Source organism: Alteromonas lipotrueae (assembly GCF_019249255.1).
Taxonomy (GTDB): domain Bacteria; phylum Pseudomonadota; class Gammaproteobacteria; order Enterobacterales; family Alteromonadaceae; genus Alteromonas; species Alteromonas lipotrueae.
Genome location: NZ_JAESDJ010000010.1, coordinates 18968 through 34713, shown reverse-complemented (window position 1 = coordinate 34713; position 15746 = coordinate 18968). Strand labels below are relative to the sequence as shown.

Here is a 15746-nt window from a genome sequence, read left to right as displayed (position 1 = left end):
AAAAAACGGGCTCATATAAGCCCGTTTTGTAACGCTATTTGGTCATGCGCTTGTATTTTAGTCTGTGTGGTTCAACCGCATCTTGACCGAATTCAGCTTTAAGCCAGGTTTCGTAGTCAGAGTAGTTACCTTCAAAGAAGTTGATTTTACCTTCGTCGCGGTAATCCATGATGTGTGTGGCAACTCTATCTAAGAACCATCTATCATGCGATATAACCATGGCGCAACCTGGGAATTCAAGCAAGGCGTTTTCAAGCGCTCGCAGGGTTTCAACGTCCAAGTCATTGGTTGGTTCATCGAGTAGCAACACGTTGCCGCCTGCTTTTAATAGCTTGGCTAAATGCACACGATTTCGTTCACCACCCGATAAGTCTTTAATGAACTTCTGCTGATCGTTGCCTTTAAAGTTGAAGCGGCTGCAGTAGGCGCGGCTGTTAATTTCAAAGTTACCAATACGAATAATATCTTGTTCTTCAGAAATCTCTTTAAACACCGTCGTGTTTTCGTTCATGTGGTCACGAAATTGCTCAACGCTGGCAATCTTTACAGAATCACCTAGGCTAATGTCGCCTGAATCTGCCTGCTCTGCACCAGTAAGCATTCTAAATAAAGTCGATTTACCCGCACCGTTTGGCCCTACAATCCCTACGATTGCGCCTTTAGGTACTTTGAACGACAAGTCATCAATAAGTACACGTTCACCGTAGGATTTACTAAGGTGTTCAACTTCAATAACCTTATCACCTAAGCGCTCACCAGGTGGAATAAAGAGTTCGTTAGTCTCGTTACGCTTTTGGTAATCGCCAGTAGACATCTCTTCAAAACGCGCCATACGCGCTTTGCTTTTTGCATGGCGACCTTTTGGATTAGAGCGAACCCATTCGAGTTCCTGTCTAATGCTTTTTTGACGCGCATTCTCTGTGCGTTCTTCTTGCTCTAAGCGCTGATCTTTTTGTTCCAACCAAGAAGAATAGTTACCTTCCCAAGGTATTCCTTCACCGCGGTCTAGTTCTAATATCCAGCCTGCAACATTATCTAGGAAGTATCTATCATGGGTAATAGCCACAACCGTGCCTTCGTAATCGTGAAGGAAGCGTTCTAACCAAGCAACAGATTCAGCATCCAAGTGGTTGGTAGGTTCATCAAGCAGCAGCATTTCTGGCTTTTCAAGCAACAAACGACACAAGGCAACACGGCGGCGTTCACCACCTGATAATTTGCTGACGTCTGCATCCCATGCCGGAAGACGAAGGGCTTCGGCAGCACGGTTTAAGGTATTCTCTAGGTTATGTCCGTCTTTCGACTGAATAATAGCTTCAAGTTCACCCTGCTCTTTTGCAAGGGCGTCGAAGTCGGCATCTGCTTCTGCGTACGCAGCGTACACTTCATCTAAGCGAGTTAGCGCGTGTTTAACGTCGGCTAACGCTTCTTCCACGTTTCCACGTACATCTTTCGATTCGTCTAGTTGTGGCTCCTGAGGTAGGTAGCCTATTTTAAGCCCTGGTTGAGGGCGTGCTTCACCTTCAATTTCGGTGTCTAACCCAGCCATAATACGCAGTAAGGTAGATTTACCAGAACCGTTTAAACCCAATACGCCAATTTTTGCGCCGGGGAAAAAACTCAGAGAGATATTTTTAAGAATTTGACGGTTCGGTGGAACAATTTTCCCCACGCGATGCATACTATAAACGTATTGAGCCATGCTGTGTCCTTGCCAGAAAATAAAGTATCATTGTACTCGTAACAGGATAGTCTGTGCCAGTGTGAACCGCCATACAGGCTCATGCTTGATGGTATTTTGTTCAATTGAAGTAAAAAGAAGGCGAAAAGTACGAATAATACGTCGGTCACCTTCCTAAATTGAGGTAAACTTCACTAGCATACGCTTCAATGAAAAAATAGGTATTCACTGTATGACTGCAATGAACAAACGCCCTTACAGCCTATCGGAACTTGCCAGCCATGTAGGCGGTGTTGTAGAGGGAGACGGCAGTGTCGTTATCTCTGCGGTAGGAACGCTAGCAGGCTCTGCCAGCCATCAAATCTCATTTCTTACTAATCCGAAATATAAATCACAGTTAAGCGATACCTCTGCTGGTGCGGTTATTCTTCACAGCAGTTTAAAAGATAAAGCCCCATGCCCAGCGCTAGTGGTAGACAATCCTCATGTAGCGTTCGCGCGCATTGCACAGCTTTTCGACACTACGCCCGCAGTAGCAAGTGGGATTGCCGACACCGCCGTGATTGCATCGTCGGCCAATATCGGTAGCGATGTGTCGTTAGGCCACAATGTGATTATTGAAGATAACGTGGTGCTAGGTGACCGCGTCACTATTGGTGCCAATTCGGTTATTCGCAAAGGTACGCGCATTGGTGAAGGCAGTGTTATTCATCCTAATGTGACGATTTATCATGACGTGATAATGGGTAAGCGGGTTACGGTGCATAGCCAAACGGTCATTGGTGCAGCGGGCTTTGGCTACGCGAACGATAAAGGCGTATGGCTTCCTATTCCGCAAACTGGTTCTGTTCGCATTGGTGATGACTGTCAAATTGGCGCCAGTAGCAGTATCGATCGCGGAGCTATGGAAGACACCGTTATAGGCACCAACGTCATTATCGACAACCAAGTGCAAGTGGGTCATAACTGCATTATTGGCGATCATTCGTGTATCTGCGGTGCAACCGGTATCGCGGGCAGTTGCCACATTGGAAAGTACGTTGTTATCGGCGGTGGTGTTGGCGTAAACGGCCATATTTCTATTTGCGACAAAGTGCAAGTAACTGGCTACTCCATGATTGTCCAAGATATCACCGAACCAGGGGTTTATTCTTCAGGTCAGCCGGCTACGTCTAATCGAGAATGGAAGCGAAATACTATAAGGCTGCAAAAAATAGGCAGTTTATTTGACCGCGTGAAGGCGCTAGAAAAACAGGTCTGATCTCAATGGAGCGCAGGCGTTACGTTAAACCTGCGCCATTTAAATTAAATTGGTCATAAAGCGGTATACAAGCCCTTGAAAATGACTAGAATATGCCACGAACAAGCCATCAATCAATGCCGTTAAGGAGCCCTCATGTTACCTCGCGAAATGAATATCGCTGACTTTGACCCAGAATTAGCCGAAGCAATGGCGAAAGAAGTTGTCCGTCAGGAACAGCATATCGAACTTATCGCCTCTGAAAACTACTGTAGCCCACGTGTTATGGAAGCTCAGGGCTCTCAGTTAACTAATAAGTATGCTGAAGGTTACCCAGGTAAGCGTTATTACGGCGGTTGTGAACACGTAGACGTAGTAGAGCAATTGGCTATCGATAGAGCAAAAGAGCTTTTCGGTGCAGACTACGCTAACGTGCAACCTCACTCAGGTTCACAAGCTAACTCTGCGGTATTCATGGCATTGCTTGATGCTGGCGATACTGTATTAGGTATGAGCCTTTCTGAAGGTGGTCATTTAACGCATGGTTCTCACGTAAACTTTTCGGGTAAGACCTACAATGCCGTTCAGTATGGCTTGAACCACGAAACGGGCGAAATCGATTACGAACAAGTTGCCGCGTTAGCAGAAGAACATAAACCAAAAATGATTATTGGCGGTTTCTCTGCTTATTCGGGTGTTGTTGATTGGGCAAAATTTCGGGAAATCGCCGACAGTGTAGGCGCTTTCCTGTTAGTTGATATGGCGCACGTTGCAGGTTTGATTGCTGCGGGTGTTTATCCTAATCCACTCCCACATGCACATGTAGTAACTACAACGACACATAAGACCCTAGCGGGCCCACGTAGCGGACTAATCTTGTCTGCCTGTGGTGACGAAGCCATTTATAAAAAGCTTCAAAGCTCAGTATTCCCAGGCAATCAAGGCGGTCCTTTGTGTCATGTTATTGCAGCAAAAGCAGTAGCGTTTAAAGAAGCACTTCAGGCAGACTTTAAAGAATACCAAACACAGGTTGTTGCGAACGCAAAAGCGATGGTGGCGGTAATGCAAGAACGCGGATACAAAATTGTATCTAATGGTACTGAAAACCATTTGTTCCTGTTAGATCTTATTGATAAAGATATTACGGGTAAAGATGCTGATGCTGCCCTTGGTGCGGCTAACATTACTGTCAACAAGAACTCGGTTCCTAACGATCCTCGCTCACCGTTTGTTACAAGTGGATTGCGTATCGGTAGCCCAGCAATTACACGTCGTGGCTTTAAAGAAGAACAAGCCAAACAAGTCGCTACATGGATTTGTGATGTGTTAGATAATATGGGTGATGACAGCGTTATTGACCGTGTTAAAAGTGAAGTGGTTGCACTTTGTGAACAGTTCCCTGTTTACGCGTAAGCAACCGATATAAGGTAGTTACCGCGCGTTAGTCTATACAAACACAGGCTAACGCGTAGTAAATAGTAAGTTAAGGATCGCTCATGTTTTGCCCCTTTTGTTCAGCACAAGAAACAAAAGTGATTGACTCTCGCCTAGTGGCAGAGGGGCATCAGGTGCGCCGGCGTCGTGAATGCGCAATGTGTCATGAACGTTTTACTACCTTCGAAAGTGCAGAACTCGTAATGCCGCGTGTTATTAAACGTGATGGTTCACGAGAGCCTTTCAACGAAGATAAGCTTCGTGCAGGCTTACAGCGCGCGCTAGAAAAACGCCCAGTGAGTACAGAAAAAGTTGAACAGTGTATCTTGTCGCTTAAGTCAGAGCTTCGGGCAACCGGCGAACGAGAAGTGGGGAGTGAACTGTTAGGCAACCTTATTATGAAAGCGCTCAAAGAGCTAGATAAGGTCGCTTATGTGCGGTTTGCCTCTGTTTATCGTTCCTTTGAAGATATCCGAGAGTTTGGTGAGGAAATAGCCAGACTAGGGGATTAACCACGGGATATGCAGTGTCAATTAATACTACCCATGCTCATATAAATAGCGGCTCAAATACCGACGTAGGCAAAAATCACAGTAGCAGTTCAACCAGTGACTTGCCGAGTAAGGCCGTTGAAATTGACTATTATTGGATGGCCAAAGCCATTCGGCTGGCGCAAAAAGGCCGATATACTACTTCTCCTAACCCCCGTGTTGGCTGTGTCATTGTTAATAATAACAATGAATCTATTGGCCAAGGCTTTCATGTCCAAGCCGGTACGCCTCATGCCGAAGTTCATGCCCTTCGTGAAGCAGGTAAAAGCGCAAAAGGTGCTACGGCCTACGTGACTTTAGAGCCATGTAGCCATTATGGACGAACGCCCCCCTGTGCTGAAGCACTTATAAAAGCACAAGTGTCGCGGGTGGTTATTGCCATGACTGATCCGAACCCCAATGTTAGCGGTAATGGTATTCGCATGTTACAAGATGCGGGCATTGAGGTCTCATCCGATATTATGTCGGCAGAATCTGCCGCGTTGAACCCGGGTTTTATCAAGCGAATGTTAACTGGCAAACCTTATGTGCGAGTGAAATTAGGCATAAGTGTGGATGGAAAAATTGCCCTTCAAAATGGTAACAGTCAATGGATAACTGGGCCAGAAGCTAGAAGAGATGTGCAGCATTACCGTGCACAAAGCTGCGCGGTGTTAACAGGCTCGGGAACGGTAAAAGCCGATAATCCTAGTCTATTAGTCAGATCAGGCGAAGCGAAGTTCACTGATTACCCATTGGAGGCTATTCGCCAGCCAGTGCGGATAATTGTGAATAGTGCCGATGATCTTTCAAGGGACTACACGTGCATGAACGATGGTCATCCAACCTTCGTGGTATCTACCCAAAATAGCGCCGATACTGACAATCGCCAACACCTAACCGTTGATGCGATGAACGGTAAAGTGGATATCAGTAAATTGATGCTGCAGTTAGGCGACATGCAGTTTAACGAAGTGTGGGTAGAGGCAGGACCAGGTTTGGTTGGCGCATTACTGATGGCTGGTGAAGTAGATGAGCTCATCTGTTATCAAGCGCCTAAGCTATTGGGAGACAAAGGGGTGAGTATGGTATCTTTACCCACCTTTACCGAATTGAATCAAGCTATTGAATTGTCGCTGATTGAAAGTCGACAAATAGGTAACGATATTAAGCTTCGTTACCTTCTTAACACCCTTAACACGCCTCAATAGCCTTATAGGAACATTATGTTTACTGGAATTATTCAAGCTTTAGGCAAGATTACCAAACTCGATAACCGAGGTAGTGACATACGGTTAACGGTTTCATCAACTACACTGGATATGGCCGATGTAGCGCTTGGTGATAGTATTGCTACCAACGGGGTATGCCTTACCGTAACTGATATGGGTAGCGATTATTATTGCGCTGATGTATCGGCTGAAACCATAAAACTTACCGGGTTTGCCCATTACGGCACGGGCTCTACTGTGAACCTTGAAAAGGCAATGCGACCCACTGACAGACTGGGCGGACACATTGTTTCAGGTCACGTCGATGGCGTGGGCGAGATCAGTAAAATTATAAAACACACCGACTATGTTGAATTTTGGGTAAAAGCACCTACATCTTTAGCCAAGTACATTGCTCATAAGGGCAGCATCACTGTTGATGGCGTGAGCCTTACGGTGAATGAAGTCAACGGTGCTGAGTTTATGCTGTGGATAATTCCCCATACGCTGAAAGAAACGGTGATGGGACATTACGACGTTGGCAGCGCCGTAAATTTAGAAGTAGATGTAATAGCACGTTACCTTGAACGCTTAATGATGGGTGATAAAGCAGCCTCACCTATATCAAAAGACATTGATATGGCATTTTTGGCTGAGAACGGATTTTTGAGAAAGTAACCCTACAAGAAGTATAAAAACTATGGCATTTAACACCTCGAAAGAAATTATTGAAGACATTCGTCAAGGTAAAATGGTTATCTTGATGGATGATGAAGATCGTGAAAACGAAGGCGATCTTATTATGGCAGCAGAACATGTAACGCCAGAAGCCATTAACTTTATGGTAACGCATGCCAGAGGTTTAGTTTGCCTACCGATGACCGAAGCACGCTGCAGACGCCTTAATCTTCCGTTAATGGTGGATAAAAACGAAGCGCAGTTTTCGACAAACTTCACCGTATCGATTGAAGCGGCAACAGGCGTTACTACTGGTATTTCAGCGGCTGATCGGGCTGTAACTATTAAGGCTGCTGTTGCCAAAGAAGCGAAAGCTACCGACATTGTTCAGCCTGGGCATATTTTCCCGCTAATTGCTAAAGAAGGCGGCGTATTAAACCGCGCAGGGCATACCGAAGCGGGAGTCGATTTGCCGCGCTTAGCAGGGTTAGAGCCGGCCGGTGTTATCGTTGAAATCTTAAATGAAGACGGCTCAATGGCTCGTCGACCAGAGCTTGAGAAATTCGCTGAAAAACACGGCCTTAAAATTGGCACCATTGCCGATTTAATCGAGTACAGAAATTTAAACGAAACTACCATTGAAAAGGTCGCTCAGTGCAACCTACCTACAGAATATGGTGATTTCGAGCTTCATACTTTCAAAGACAGTATTGATAATCAGCTACACTTTGCTTTGAAGAAAGGGGAAGTTAGCGCTGAGAATCCAACATTAGTTCGCGTGCATCTTCACAATACCTTCAGTGATTTGCTGGGTTCTACCCGTGGTATTCATCGTTCGCTTACCTTATCTGAAGGTATGCAAAAAATTGCTGATGAAGGCGGTGTTCTGGTATTGCTTGGTAAAGATGAGCAAATTGAACAACAGGTTCGCCGCTTTGCTGCAGAAGATAGAGGCGAGCGTCCAACTGGTGCTGATTGGCAGGGCTCGTCACGTACTATTGGTGTAGGTAGCCAAATTTTAGCCTCTATTGGCGTTCAGAAAATGCGCTTACTAAGCAAGCCTATTAAGTACCATGCCTTATCAGGCTATGGCCTAGAAGTAGTTGAGTACGTTCACGACTGAGCAGTTTATAAAGGAGGGGGAGTGCCTGCCGCAAACACGCGGTGAATACATCCATGTACGCTCCGCCACCGCATCCATGCGGTGGAGGGTTTACGGCAGGCACTCCCCCTCCTTATTACTTGGCTGCGACTAATGAACTAAGTAGCAGAGTAAAAGAAACAATCGATTTAGTTTGGGCGTAGTTGTGGTATACTTCGCGCCGTTTTTCTCGAGGAATGAAATCATGCAAGTAGTTGAAGGTAATATCAGAGCGACCGGTAAGAAGATTGCTATTGTTGTTGCACGCTTTAATAGCTTTGTTGTTGAGAGCTTATTGGAAGGCGCATTAGATACTCTAGACCGTCACGGCGAAGTGAACGAAGACGATATCACAGTGGTTCGTGTTCCAGGTGCTTATGAGTTGCCTATTGTTGCTAAGAAACTTGCTGAGAAAAAATCTTTTGACGCCATTATTGCACTTGGTGCGGTAATTCGTGGCGGCACACCTCATTTTGACTTTGTTGCAGGCGAATGTAACAAAGGCCTAGCGCAAGTATCGCTAGAATACGGTGTGCCGGTATCTTTTGGCGTTATCACTACAGATTCTATTGAACAGGCTATCGAACGTTCCGGAACCAAAGCAGGCAACAAAGGCGCGGAAGCAGCCCTTGGTGCGCTTGAAATGGTTAACGTTATCGATGCTGTTGAAAAGCTTTAAGGTAAAAAATTAAGTGAAAGTTTCAGCTCGTCGTAAAGCCCGTGAACTTGCCCTTCAAGGCATCTATTCATGGCAAATGAGTCATAACGATATTCAGCAAATTGAACTGGCACTTGCGACCAGTAACGATATGAAGAAAGTTGATATGGCTTATTTTCAGGCACTGCTTCGCGGTGTGGCGCACAGCGCTAGCCACTTAGATACGACTATCAAGCCGTATTTGGGCCGTTTGCCTGAAGAACTAGATGCAATCGAAAAGGCTATTTTACGCATTGCGACACTGGAACTTACAGAGCGTAAAGATGTGCCTTATCGCGTAATTATTAATGAAGCGATTGAACTTGCGAAGTCTTTCGGGGCCGAAGAAAGTCATAAATTCATCAATGGTGCGCTTGATAAAGCGGTTCGCTCGTTGCGTAAAGACGAACGCGATTAACCTTGTACAGTGGCATTGGATGTCACAAGGGTTTAATAGACTATCGTGAAAGAATTTGATCTTATCGGCCGCTACTTCTCTGATGGTGGCCACACTCGTAAAGACGTTGTTATTGGTATTGGTGATGATTGCGCCGTAACTAACGTTCCTAGTAACCAACAACTTGCCGTTACTACCGATACCTTGGTAGCCGGCGTGCACTTCCTAGAAGATGCGCCAGCAAAATCAGTGGCGTATAAAACCGTAGCCGTCAATTTAAGCGATTTAGCCGCCATGGGCGCTGAACCCGCGTGGATCAGCTTATCGTTGTCATTGCCAAGCGTGAAAGATGAGTGGCTCAGCGAGTTCGTAGATGGTTTGTATGAGCTTACGCAGTACTATTCTGTGCAGTTGATTGGTGGCGATACCGTTAAAGGCCCAATGGCCATGACCATTACGGCGCAGGGGTTTATTCCACCCGGCTCCGAACTAACCCGCAGTAATGCAAAACCCGGCGACTGGGTCTACGTTACAGGGACGTTAGGTGATGCTGGTGCTGGCTTAGATATTCTGCAGAATAAGCTCACTGTGGCCGGGGAAGCGCGAGATGTGCTTATTAATCGCCATTATTACCCTACGCCTCGGGTAGCAATGGGAACGGCTCTTCGTCGTATTGCTTCATCATGTATTGATGTGTCTGATGGCTTAATTTCTGATTTAGGCCATATACTGAAAGCATCAGGCTGTGGTGCAAATGTGCACGTTGATAAGCTCCCTTTATCGAGAGCGTTAACCAGTGCAGTTGATAATGCCCAAGCTATCGAATATGCACTGTCAGCAGGCGACGACTATGAACTTATCTTTACCGTAGGCGAAGAACAGCGAGGCAACTTTGAAACCTCAATGGGCAGTAGTAGCGTGAAAGCCACTTGTATTGGTCAGTTGACTGGTCAAGTCGGTCAGCTTTTTTTGTTAAAAGATAATCAGCCGTTCACACCAACCAATGAAAATGGTTACGAGCATAGTTTCTAGAAGCTAACAGAGCATTATATGCAAAAAGAATATCGCGCTAGAATTAGCATGAAGAATCCAGTGCACTTTTTAGCGCTTGGGTTTGGTAGCGGACTTGTTCCGTTTATGCCCGGCACATTTGGTTCGGCAGCTGCGCTTCCACTGTTAATGTTGTCTGCGAATATGCCAGTGATAGCGTTTATCGCTTTCACCGTTTTTGCCTCAATTATTGGTATTTATCTGTGCGGAAAAACTGCTGATGATATGCAGGTGCACGATCATGGTTCTATTGTGTGGGATGAAGTGGCGGGTATGTTTATTACCTTTTTATTTGTACCCATCACGGCGCCGTCTCTGTTAGCAGGGTTTGTTCTGTTTCGTATATTCGATATTTTAAAGCCTTGGCCAATAGGGCCTATCGATAAGCGCTTACACGGCGGTACAGGCATTATGCTTGATGATATAGTGGCAGGCGCAATGGCGTGTGCTTGCTTACATATCATGATGCTAGTATGGCCGGCATTTACCACCTTGTTTTAGTATCGGGCTGATGTAAGCTAGCTTGTTCATACGTCAAAGAATCATAAATACTAAAAAGCCCGCTAATGCGGGCTTTTTATATATAAAGGCTAGTTAGAAAGAAAGCAATTAGCTAGCTTTGTAAGCTTTTAAGAGTAGCGCTAATACCTTCGGCATCCAGTCCATGTTCTTTGTACATTTCTTGCTGCGTACCTTGTAAAATAAAGCTATCAGGAAGCCCTAATGTACGAACCGGTTTCATAATACCTTGTTGTTGCAAGTACTCAAGTACACCAGAGCCCGCACCACCAGCTATGCACCCATCTTCTAAGGTAATAAGCATATCGTGTTCACTAGCCGCTTTTTCAATAGCCTGGCCGTCCAGGGGCTTTACAAACCGCATATCAATAACCGTAGCATCCACCGCTTCGGCAGCGGCTAATGCATTAGGTAAGAGTGTGCCAAAATTCAATATTGCTGCTTTTTTCGATGGTTTACCGCTAATGGCACGGCTAACCTTCGATTTACCAATTGGTAACTCGGTCATTGCGGTGTCAGGGGTGATACCCATTCCAGAACCACGAGGGTAGCGTACCGCAGCAGGTTTTTGCGCTTTGTGACCCGTGTATAGCATTTGTCTACATTCATTTTCATCAGACGGAGCCATGACAATCATATTCGGTATGCAGCGTAAAAAGGCAATATCAAACGCACCTTGGTGAGTAGGGCCATCAGCACCTACAATTCCAGCACGGTCCACGGCAAATAAAACAGGCAAGTCTTGCAGTGCGACATCGTGAATAAGCTGATCGTACGCACGCTGTAAAAAGGTTGAGTAGATGGCAACCACCGGGTTACAACCATCGCGAGCTAAACCCGCAGCGAAGGTAACCGCATGTTGTTCTGCAATGGCTACATCAAAGTATTGTCTGGGGTATTGCTGCGAAAACGCGACCATACCAGAGCCTTCACGCATGGCGGGTGTAATCGCCATCAATTTGGGGTCTTGCGCTGCCATATCGCACAACCAATTGCCAAAAATAGCAGAAAAAGTAGGCGCTGAAGGTTTCGCTTTTGGTAACGCGTTATCGGCAGGGTTGAATTTAGGCACTGCGTGGAATTTAATCGGGTCTTTTTCAGCAAGGGCGTAGCCTTTACCTTTCTTAGTGACCACGTGAAGCAGTTGTGGGCCTTTGAATTTGCGCATATTACGCAAAGTATCTACAACGGCATCGACATCATGGCCATCAATAGGGCCAATGTAATTAAAGCCAAGCTCTTCAAAGATAGTGCCGGGCACTACCATGCCTTTAAGGTGTTCTTCTGCGCGACTAGCAAACTCTTTAATGGGAGGTACGTTGCTTAATAACTTCTTAGAACCGTCACGAATAGAGTTAAATACATTACCTGTAAGTAAGCGTGCAAGGTGGCTATTAAGGGCTCCTACGTTTTCAGAGATAGACATTTCGTTGTCGTTTAACACCACAACCATATCTTTATTGATATCGCCTGCGTGATTCATCGCTTCAAATGCCATGCCTGCGGTAATCGCGCCATCGCCAATAACGGCAACCACTTTACGATTTTTGCCCTCTTGCTCGGCGGCAACAGCCATCCCGAGCGCAGCACTAATTGAAGTCGAAGAGTGACCCACCGCAAAAGTGTCGTAGTCGCTTTCAGGAGGCCAAGGGAAGGGATGTAACCCGTCTTTTTGTCGAATAGTCGACATTTGAGTGGCTCGGCCAGTCAGAATTTTATGGGGGTAGGCCTGATGGCCCACGTCCCAGATTAATCTGTCTACAGGGGTATTATAAATATAATGCAAAGCAACGGTAAGCTCTACCGTGCCTAAGCCCGATGCAAAGTGCCCACTGGTTTGGCTTACACTATTTAGTAAATATTCTCGTAATTCATCTGACAACTCACGCAATTTATCTTGCGGTAACTGTCTTAACTTATCCGGCGTTTGCGCAATAGCAAGCGTGGGGTAATGTTGGAGGTCTAAACTCATTATTTATTATCTTTTTCAACATGGTTGCAGAACTAATGGTCTCGTTTTACCAATAGTTCGCTAAACGCAATTAAACTGTCTGTATTGTAGGGTAAACGAGCCAAGGCTTGAAGGGCATTCTGATGCAGCTTATCAAGTTCTCGTTTTGCGCCTTCGATGCCAAGCTTGGCAGGAAAGGTATTTTTACCCAAAGCAATGTCAGAGCCTGCTGGCTTTCCTAATTGCTCACTATTACCTTCTACGTCCAGAATGTCATCTTGGACTTGAAATGCAAGGCCAATATCGTCAGCGTAGGCTAATAAGTCTGCTTTACTGCCACTATCAAGGTCTTGAGAAACAATAGATACCATTTCAATACATGCACGAAGTAGCGCGCCGGTTTTCAAATTGTGTAGACGCTTGAGCTGCTCAAGGCTTATTTCTTCGCCCGTGCTGGCTAAATCGATAGCTTGCCCGCCACACATGCCGCGATAGCCTGCGGCGCGCGCTAATACAGAAAGTAACTCGCCACGTTTATTGGTTGCGAATTCACTCAGCGGCGCGTCTGCCAATGTACTAAAAGCGAGGGCTTGCAAAGCATCACCGGCTAATATTGCGGTGGCTTCATCGAATGCAATATGACAAGTTGGTTGGCCGCGACGCAGATCGTCGTCGTCCATGGCTGGCAAGTCATCGTGTACAAGCGAGTAAGCATGCACACACTCAATTGCCATACTGATAGCCATTTGATCGCCTTTAGGCACATCCAGGGTGTTGCCGATAACTTGAACCAGTAAAGGTCGCATGCGTTTACCGCCCACCAACAACGCATGACGCATTGCTTCTTTAAGCCGCGGTGCGTCGTCGGGAAGGTCATCAATAAGCGTATTTAACGACGTATCGGTCTGCTGCTTAACTTGCTGATGCAATGCAGTGAAATTCATATTGTACCTGTTTGTTGCGACACGAGGCTTAAGGTTGCTCGTCTTCAGGAAGAGGGTGTAATGCGCTTTCACCTTGCTCATTAAGCAAAATTTTAACTTTTTGTTCTGCTTGCTCTAACGATTTCTGGCCTTCGCGAGAAAGGGCAATGCCTCGCTCGAATTTTTCAAGTGCAACGTTTAATGGCAACTCACCGTTTTCCATCTCATTGACTATGGCATCTAATTCGGTAAGGGTTTCCTCAAACGAGGGAGAATCTGTCTTTTTCGTCACAATAGCACTCAATTTTAGGCGTTTCTTGGGATTACGCGCACATTAACTGAGGGTAGCCAATGGGTCAAATGGTTTGTCAACATATGCCCTATTGCTACTATCTATGATAAAGCATTGTGATCTAGGCGCTGCCATCAAAACTGCTGCCTAAAGTTCGACTAACGTCATTATGTCTACAATAATTAAGGCAATTTGCGATAATCTTGTTATAGAAATTCTATACAATGCCGATAGAATACGAGTAATAGTTATGCAGCGTCTGCAAAAAATGAGGAAGAGTGAGTGGATTTAGCAACCGTCATAGGTATGTTGGGCGCCATCGGCTTTGTAGTAATGGCCATGGTTATGGGTGGCAGTATTGCCATGTTCATCAACGTACCGTCTATCTTGATCGTATTTGGTGGCACCCTTTTCGTTATTTTATCCCAATACACTTTAGGGCAGTTCTTTGGTGCAGGTAAAATTGCAGGCAAAGCATTCATGTTCAAAATTGATACGCCTGAAGATCTTATCGAAAAAATTGTTGAGATGGCAGATGCAGCGCGTAAAGGCGGTTTCCTTGCATTGGAAGAAGCTGAAATAGAAAACCCGTTTATGCAAAAAGGCGTAGACATGCTGGTTGATGGTCACGACATAGAAGTGGTCAGAGAAACCTTAGCGAAAGATATCTCTATGACCACCGAGCGACACGAGTTTGGTGCCACCATATTTAAAGGCATGGGTGATATCGCACCAGCGATGGGAATGATTGGAACTCTGATTGGCCTGGTGGCCATGCTTTCTAACATGGATGATCCTAAATCGATTGGGCCGGCGATGGCGGTAGCACTATTAACCACCTTGTATGGTGCATTTCTTGCCAACATTATTTGCCTACCCATGGCGGTAAAGCTCGGTAACCGCGCACAAGAAGAAAAGCTTAACCAAATGCTAGTGCTCGATGGCATTGTCGGGATTGCCGATGGGCAAAACCCGCGCGTAATTGAAGGTATACTGAAAAACTATTTGGCGGCAAGTAAACGCGGTACGGGCGCTGAGGATGAATAATGGCTGAAGAAGAGTGCCCAAAATGTCCTCCCGAGGGGCTTCCTGCATGGATGGGGACCTTCGCGGATCTTATGTCGCTACTGATGTGCTTCTTTGTGCTCTTACTTTCGTTTTCAGAAATGGATGTACTGAAGTTTAAGCAAATCGCGGGCTCTATGAAGTTTGCCTTCGGTGTACAAAACAAAATTGAAGTTAAGGACATTCCTAAAGGCACCAGTGTTATTGCTATGGAGTTTAGGCCTGGTCGTCCAGATCCGTCGCCCATCGACACTATTCAGCAACAAACAATTGAAATGACCCAGCAGATGCTGGAGTTTCAAGCGGGTGATGAAGACTCATCAGGCGGTAGGCAGAAGCAACGGGGTGAGCAACGCGGGGGGCAGTCACAGCAAACGGCCACTGATCAGTCGTCCTCGGAGTCGCAAAGTTCAGATCAAACTCAAACTGCTGAGTTAATGAAAAAAGTGGCGCAGCAGCTACAAAAGCAAATTCTCGATGGCGCAGTAGAGTTAGAGTCTTTGGGTCAGCAGCTGACTATTCGCATTAGAGAGAACGGTTCGTTTTCTGCAGGTTCTGCATTTTTACAACCTCAATTCCAGCCTATCTTACGCAAAATTGGGGTGTTGTTAGCAGATGTTCCAGGGGAAATAGAAATCTCAGGGCACAGTGACGGACAACACATTGCTAATGAACTCTATCGTTCTAATTGGGATTTATCGTCTCAGCGTGCCGTAGCCGTAGCCGAGGCCATGCGAACAGCGCCGGGGTTCGATGAAAGCAGAATGTCTGTAGTCGGCAAGGCTGATACCGACCCCATGGTGGAAGAGGCGACAACGCCTGCCGATAGAGCAAGAAACAGACGGGTAGAGATTAATATTAATCAAGGTAAACCCATGACCTCCCAACCTATATCCGTGGTTGATGAATAGGTTACTAAACCGAACACAAAATCAAA

16 protein-coding genes are annotated in these 15746 nt (G+C 45.9%); 12 read left to right on the top strand and 4 right to left on the bottom strand.

Annotated elements, in window-relative coordinates; genetic code table 11:
- Positions 1 to 34 precede the first annotated feature (34 nt).
- Positions 35 to 1702 (bottom strand): energy-dependent translational throttle protein EttA, encoded by a 1668-nt coding sequence (gene ettA / locus KYS23_RS14135; protein WP_159532069.1) that lies wholly within the window; start codon positions 1700 to 1702, stop codon positions 35 to 37.
- 211 nt (positions 1703 to 1913) lie between these two features.
- On the opposite strand from ettA, the gene lpxD reads away from it, so the two are divergent.
- The 10 genes from lpxD to KYS23_RS14085 all read left to right on the top strand — a co-directional run bounded on the left by lpxD (position 1914) and on the right by KYS23_RS14085 (position 10560).
- Positions 1914 to 2942, top strand: a complete 1029-nt coding sequence (lpxD, locus tag KYS23_RS14130) for a UDP-3-O-(3-hydroxymyristoyl)glucosamine N-acyltransferase (RefSeq protein WP_159532067.1) — start codon at positions 1914 to 1916, stop codon at positions 2940 to 2942.
- Positions 2943 to 3077: 135 nt separating this feature from the next.
- Complete coding sequence (gene glyA, locus KYS23_RS14125; protein ID WP_159532065.1) at positions 3078 to 4334, top strand: serine hydroxymethyltransferase; 1257 nt, start codon at positions 3078 to 3080, stop codon at positions 4332 to 4334.
- A gap of 83 nt (positions 4335 to 4417) precedes the next feature.
- Complete coding sequence (nrdR, locus tag KYS23_RS14120; RefSeq protein ID WP_013783361.1) at positions 4418 to 4867, top strand: transcriptional regulator NrdR; 450 nt, start codon at positions 4418 to 4420, stop codon at positions 4865 to 4867.
- A 137-nt stretch (positions 4868 to 5004) separates the two neighbouring features.
- Positions 5005 to 6096, top strand: coding sequence for a bifunctional diaminohydroxyphosphoribosylaminopyrimidine deaminase/5-amino-6-(5-phosphoribosylamino)uracil reductase RibD (gene ribD, locus KYS23_RS14115; RefSeq protein WP_218419193.1), 1092 nt, complete (start codon positions 5005 to 5007; stop codon positions 6094 to 6096).
- 15 nt (positions 6097 to 6111) lie between these two features.
- Positions 6112 to 6774: a riboflavin synthase gene (locus KYS23_RS14110; protein ID WP_159532063.1), complete on the top strand. Its 663-nt coding sequence runs from the start codon at positions 6112 to 6114 to the stop codon at positions 6772 to 6774.
- 22 nt (positions 6775 to 6796) lie between these two features.
- A complete protein-coding gene (gene ribBA, locus KYS23_RS14105) occupies positions 6797 to 7897 on the top strand; it encodes a bifunctional 3,4-dihydroxy-2-butanone-4-phosphate synthase/GTP cyclohydrolase II (protein WP_159532061.1) in 1101 nt (366 codons plus the stop codon).
- 223 nt (positions 7898 to 8120) lie between these two features.
- Positions 8121 to 8594: a 6,7-dimethyl-8-ribityllumazine synthase gene (ribH, locus tag KYS23_RS14100; RefSeq protein WP_013783365.1), complete on the top strand. Its 474-nt coding sequence runs from the start codon at positions 8121 to 8123 to the stop codon at positions 8592 to 8594.
- A 13-nt stretch (positions 8595 to 8607) separates the two neighbouring features.
- Positions 8608 to 9030 carry a transcription antitermination factor NusB gene (gene nusB / locus KYS23_RS14095; RefSeq protein ID WP_013783366.1) on the top strand — a complete coding sequence of 141 codons (423 nt, stop codon included), beginning with the start codon at positions 8608 to 8610 and terminating at the stop codon, positions 9028 to 9030.
- A gap of 45 nt (positions 9031 to 9075) precedes the next feature.
- Positions 9076 to 10041, top strand: coding sequence for a thiamine-phosphate kinase (thiL, locus tag KYS23_RS14090; RefSeq protein ID WP_159532059.1), 966 nt, complete (start codon positions 9076 to 9078; stop codon positions 10039 to 10041).
- Positions 10042 to 10059: 18 nt separating this feature from the next.
- Positions 10060 to 10560, top strand: a complete 501-nt coding sequence (locus KYS23_RS14085) for a phosphatidylglycerophosphatase A family protein (RefSeq protein WP_159532057.1) — start codon at positions 10060 to 10062, stop codon at positions 10558 to 10560.
- Positions 10561 to 10672: 112 nt separating this feature from the next.
- Here the strand turns inward: KYS23_RS14085 and dxs are convergent, their stop codons facing one another.
- Genes dxs through xseB form a run of 3 tightly spaced genes read right to left on the bottom strand, consistent with a single transcriptional unit; the run spans position 10673 to position 13744 of the window.
- Positions 10673 to 12550 carry a 1-deoxy-D-xylulose-5-phosphate synthase gene (dxs, locus tag KYS23_RS14080; protein WP_218419133.1) on the bottom strand — a complete coding sequence of 626 codons (1878 nt, stop codon included), beginning with the start codon at positions 12548 to 12550 and terminating at the stop codon, positions 10673 to 10675.
- A gap of 32 nt (positions 12551 to 12582) precedes the next feature.
- Entirely contained in the window at positions 12583 to 13473 is an 891-nt protein-coding gene (locus tag KYS23_RS14075) for a farnesyl diphosphate synthase (RefSeq protein ID WP_159532053.1), read from the bottom strand.
- Positions 13474 to 13501: 28 nt separating this feature from the next.
- Positions 13502 to 13744 (bottom strand): exodeoxyribonuclease VII small subunit, encoded by a 243-nt coding sequence (xseB, locus tag KYS23_RS14070; protein WP_082605035.1) that lies wholly within the window; start codon positions 13742 to 13744, stop codon positions 13502 to 13504.
- 282 nt (positions 13745 to 14026) lie between these two features.
- Between xseB and pomA the strand changes: the two genes are divergently transcribed.
- Positions 14027 to 14791, top strand: coding sequence for a flagellar motor protein PomA (gene pomA / locus KYS23_RS14065; RefSeq protein ID WP_159532051.1), 765 nt, complete (start codon positions 14027 to 14029; stop codon positions 14789 to 14791).
- Positions 14791 to 15720 carry a flagellar motor protein MotB gene (locus KYS23_RS14060; protein ID WP_159532049.1) on the top strand — a complete coding sequence of 310 codons (930 nt, stop codon included), beginning with the start codon at positions 14791 to 14793 and terminating at the stop codon, positions 15718 to 15720. The genes pomA and KYS23_RS14060 overlap by 1 nt, the downstream gene beginning before the upstream one ends.
- Positions 15721 to 15746: the final 26 nt, after the last annotated feature.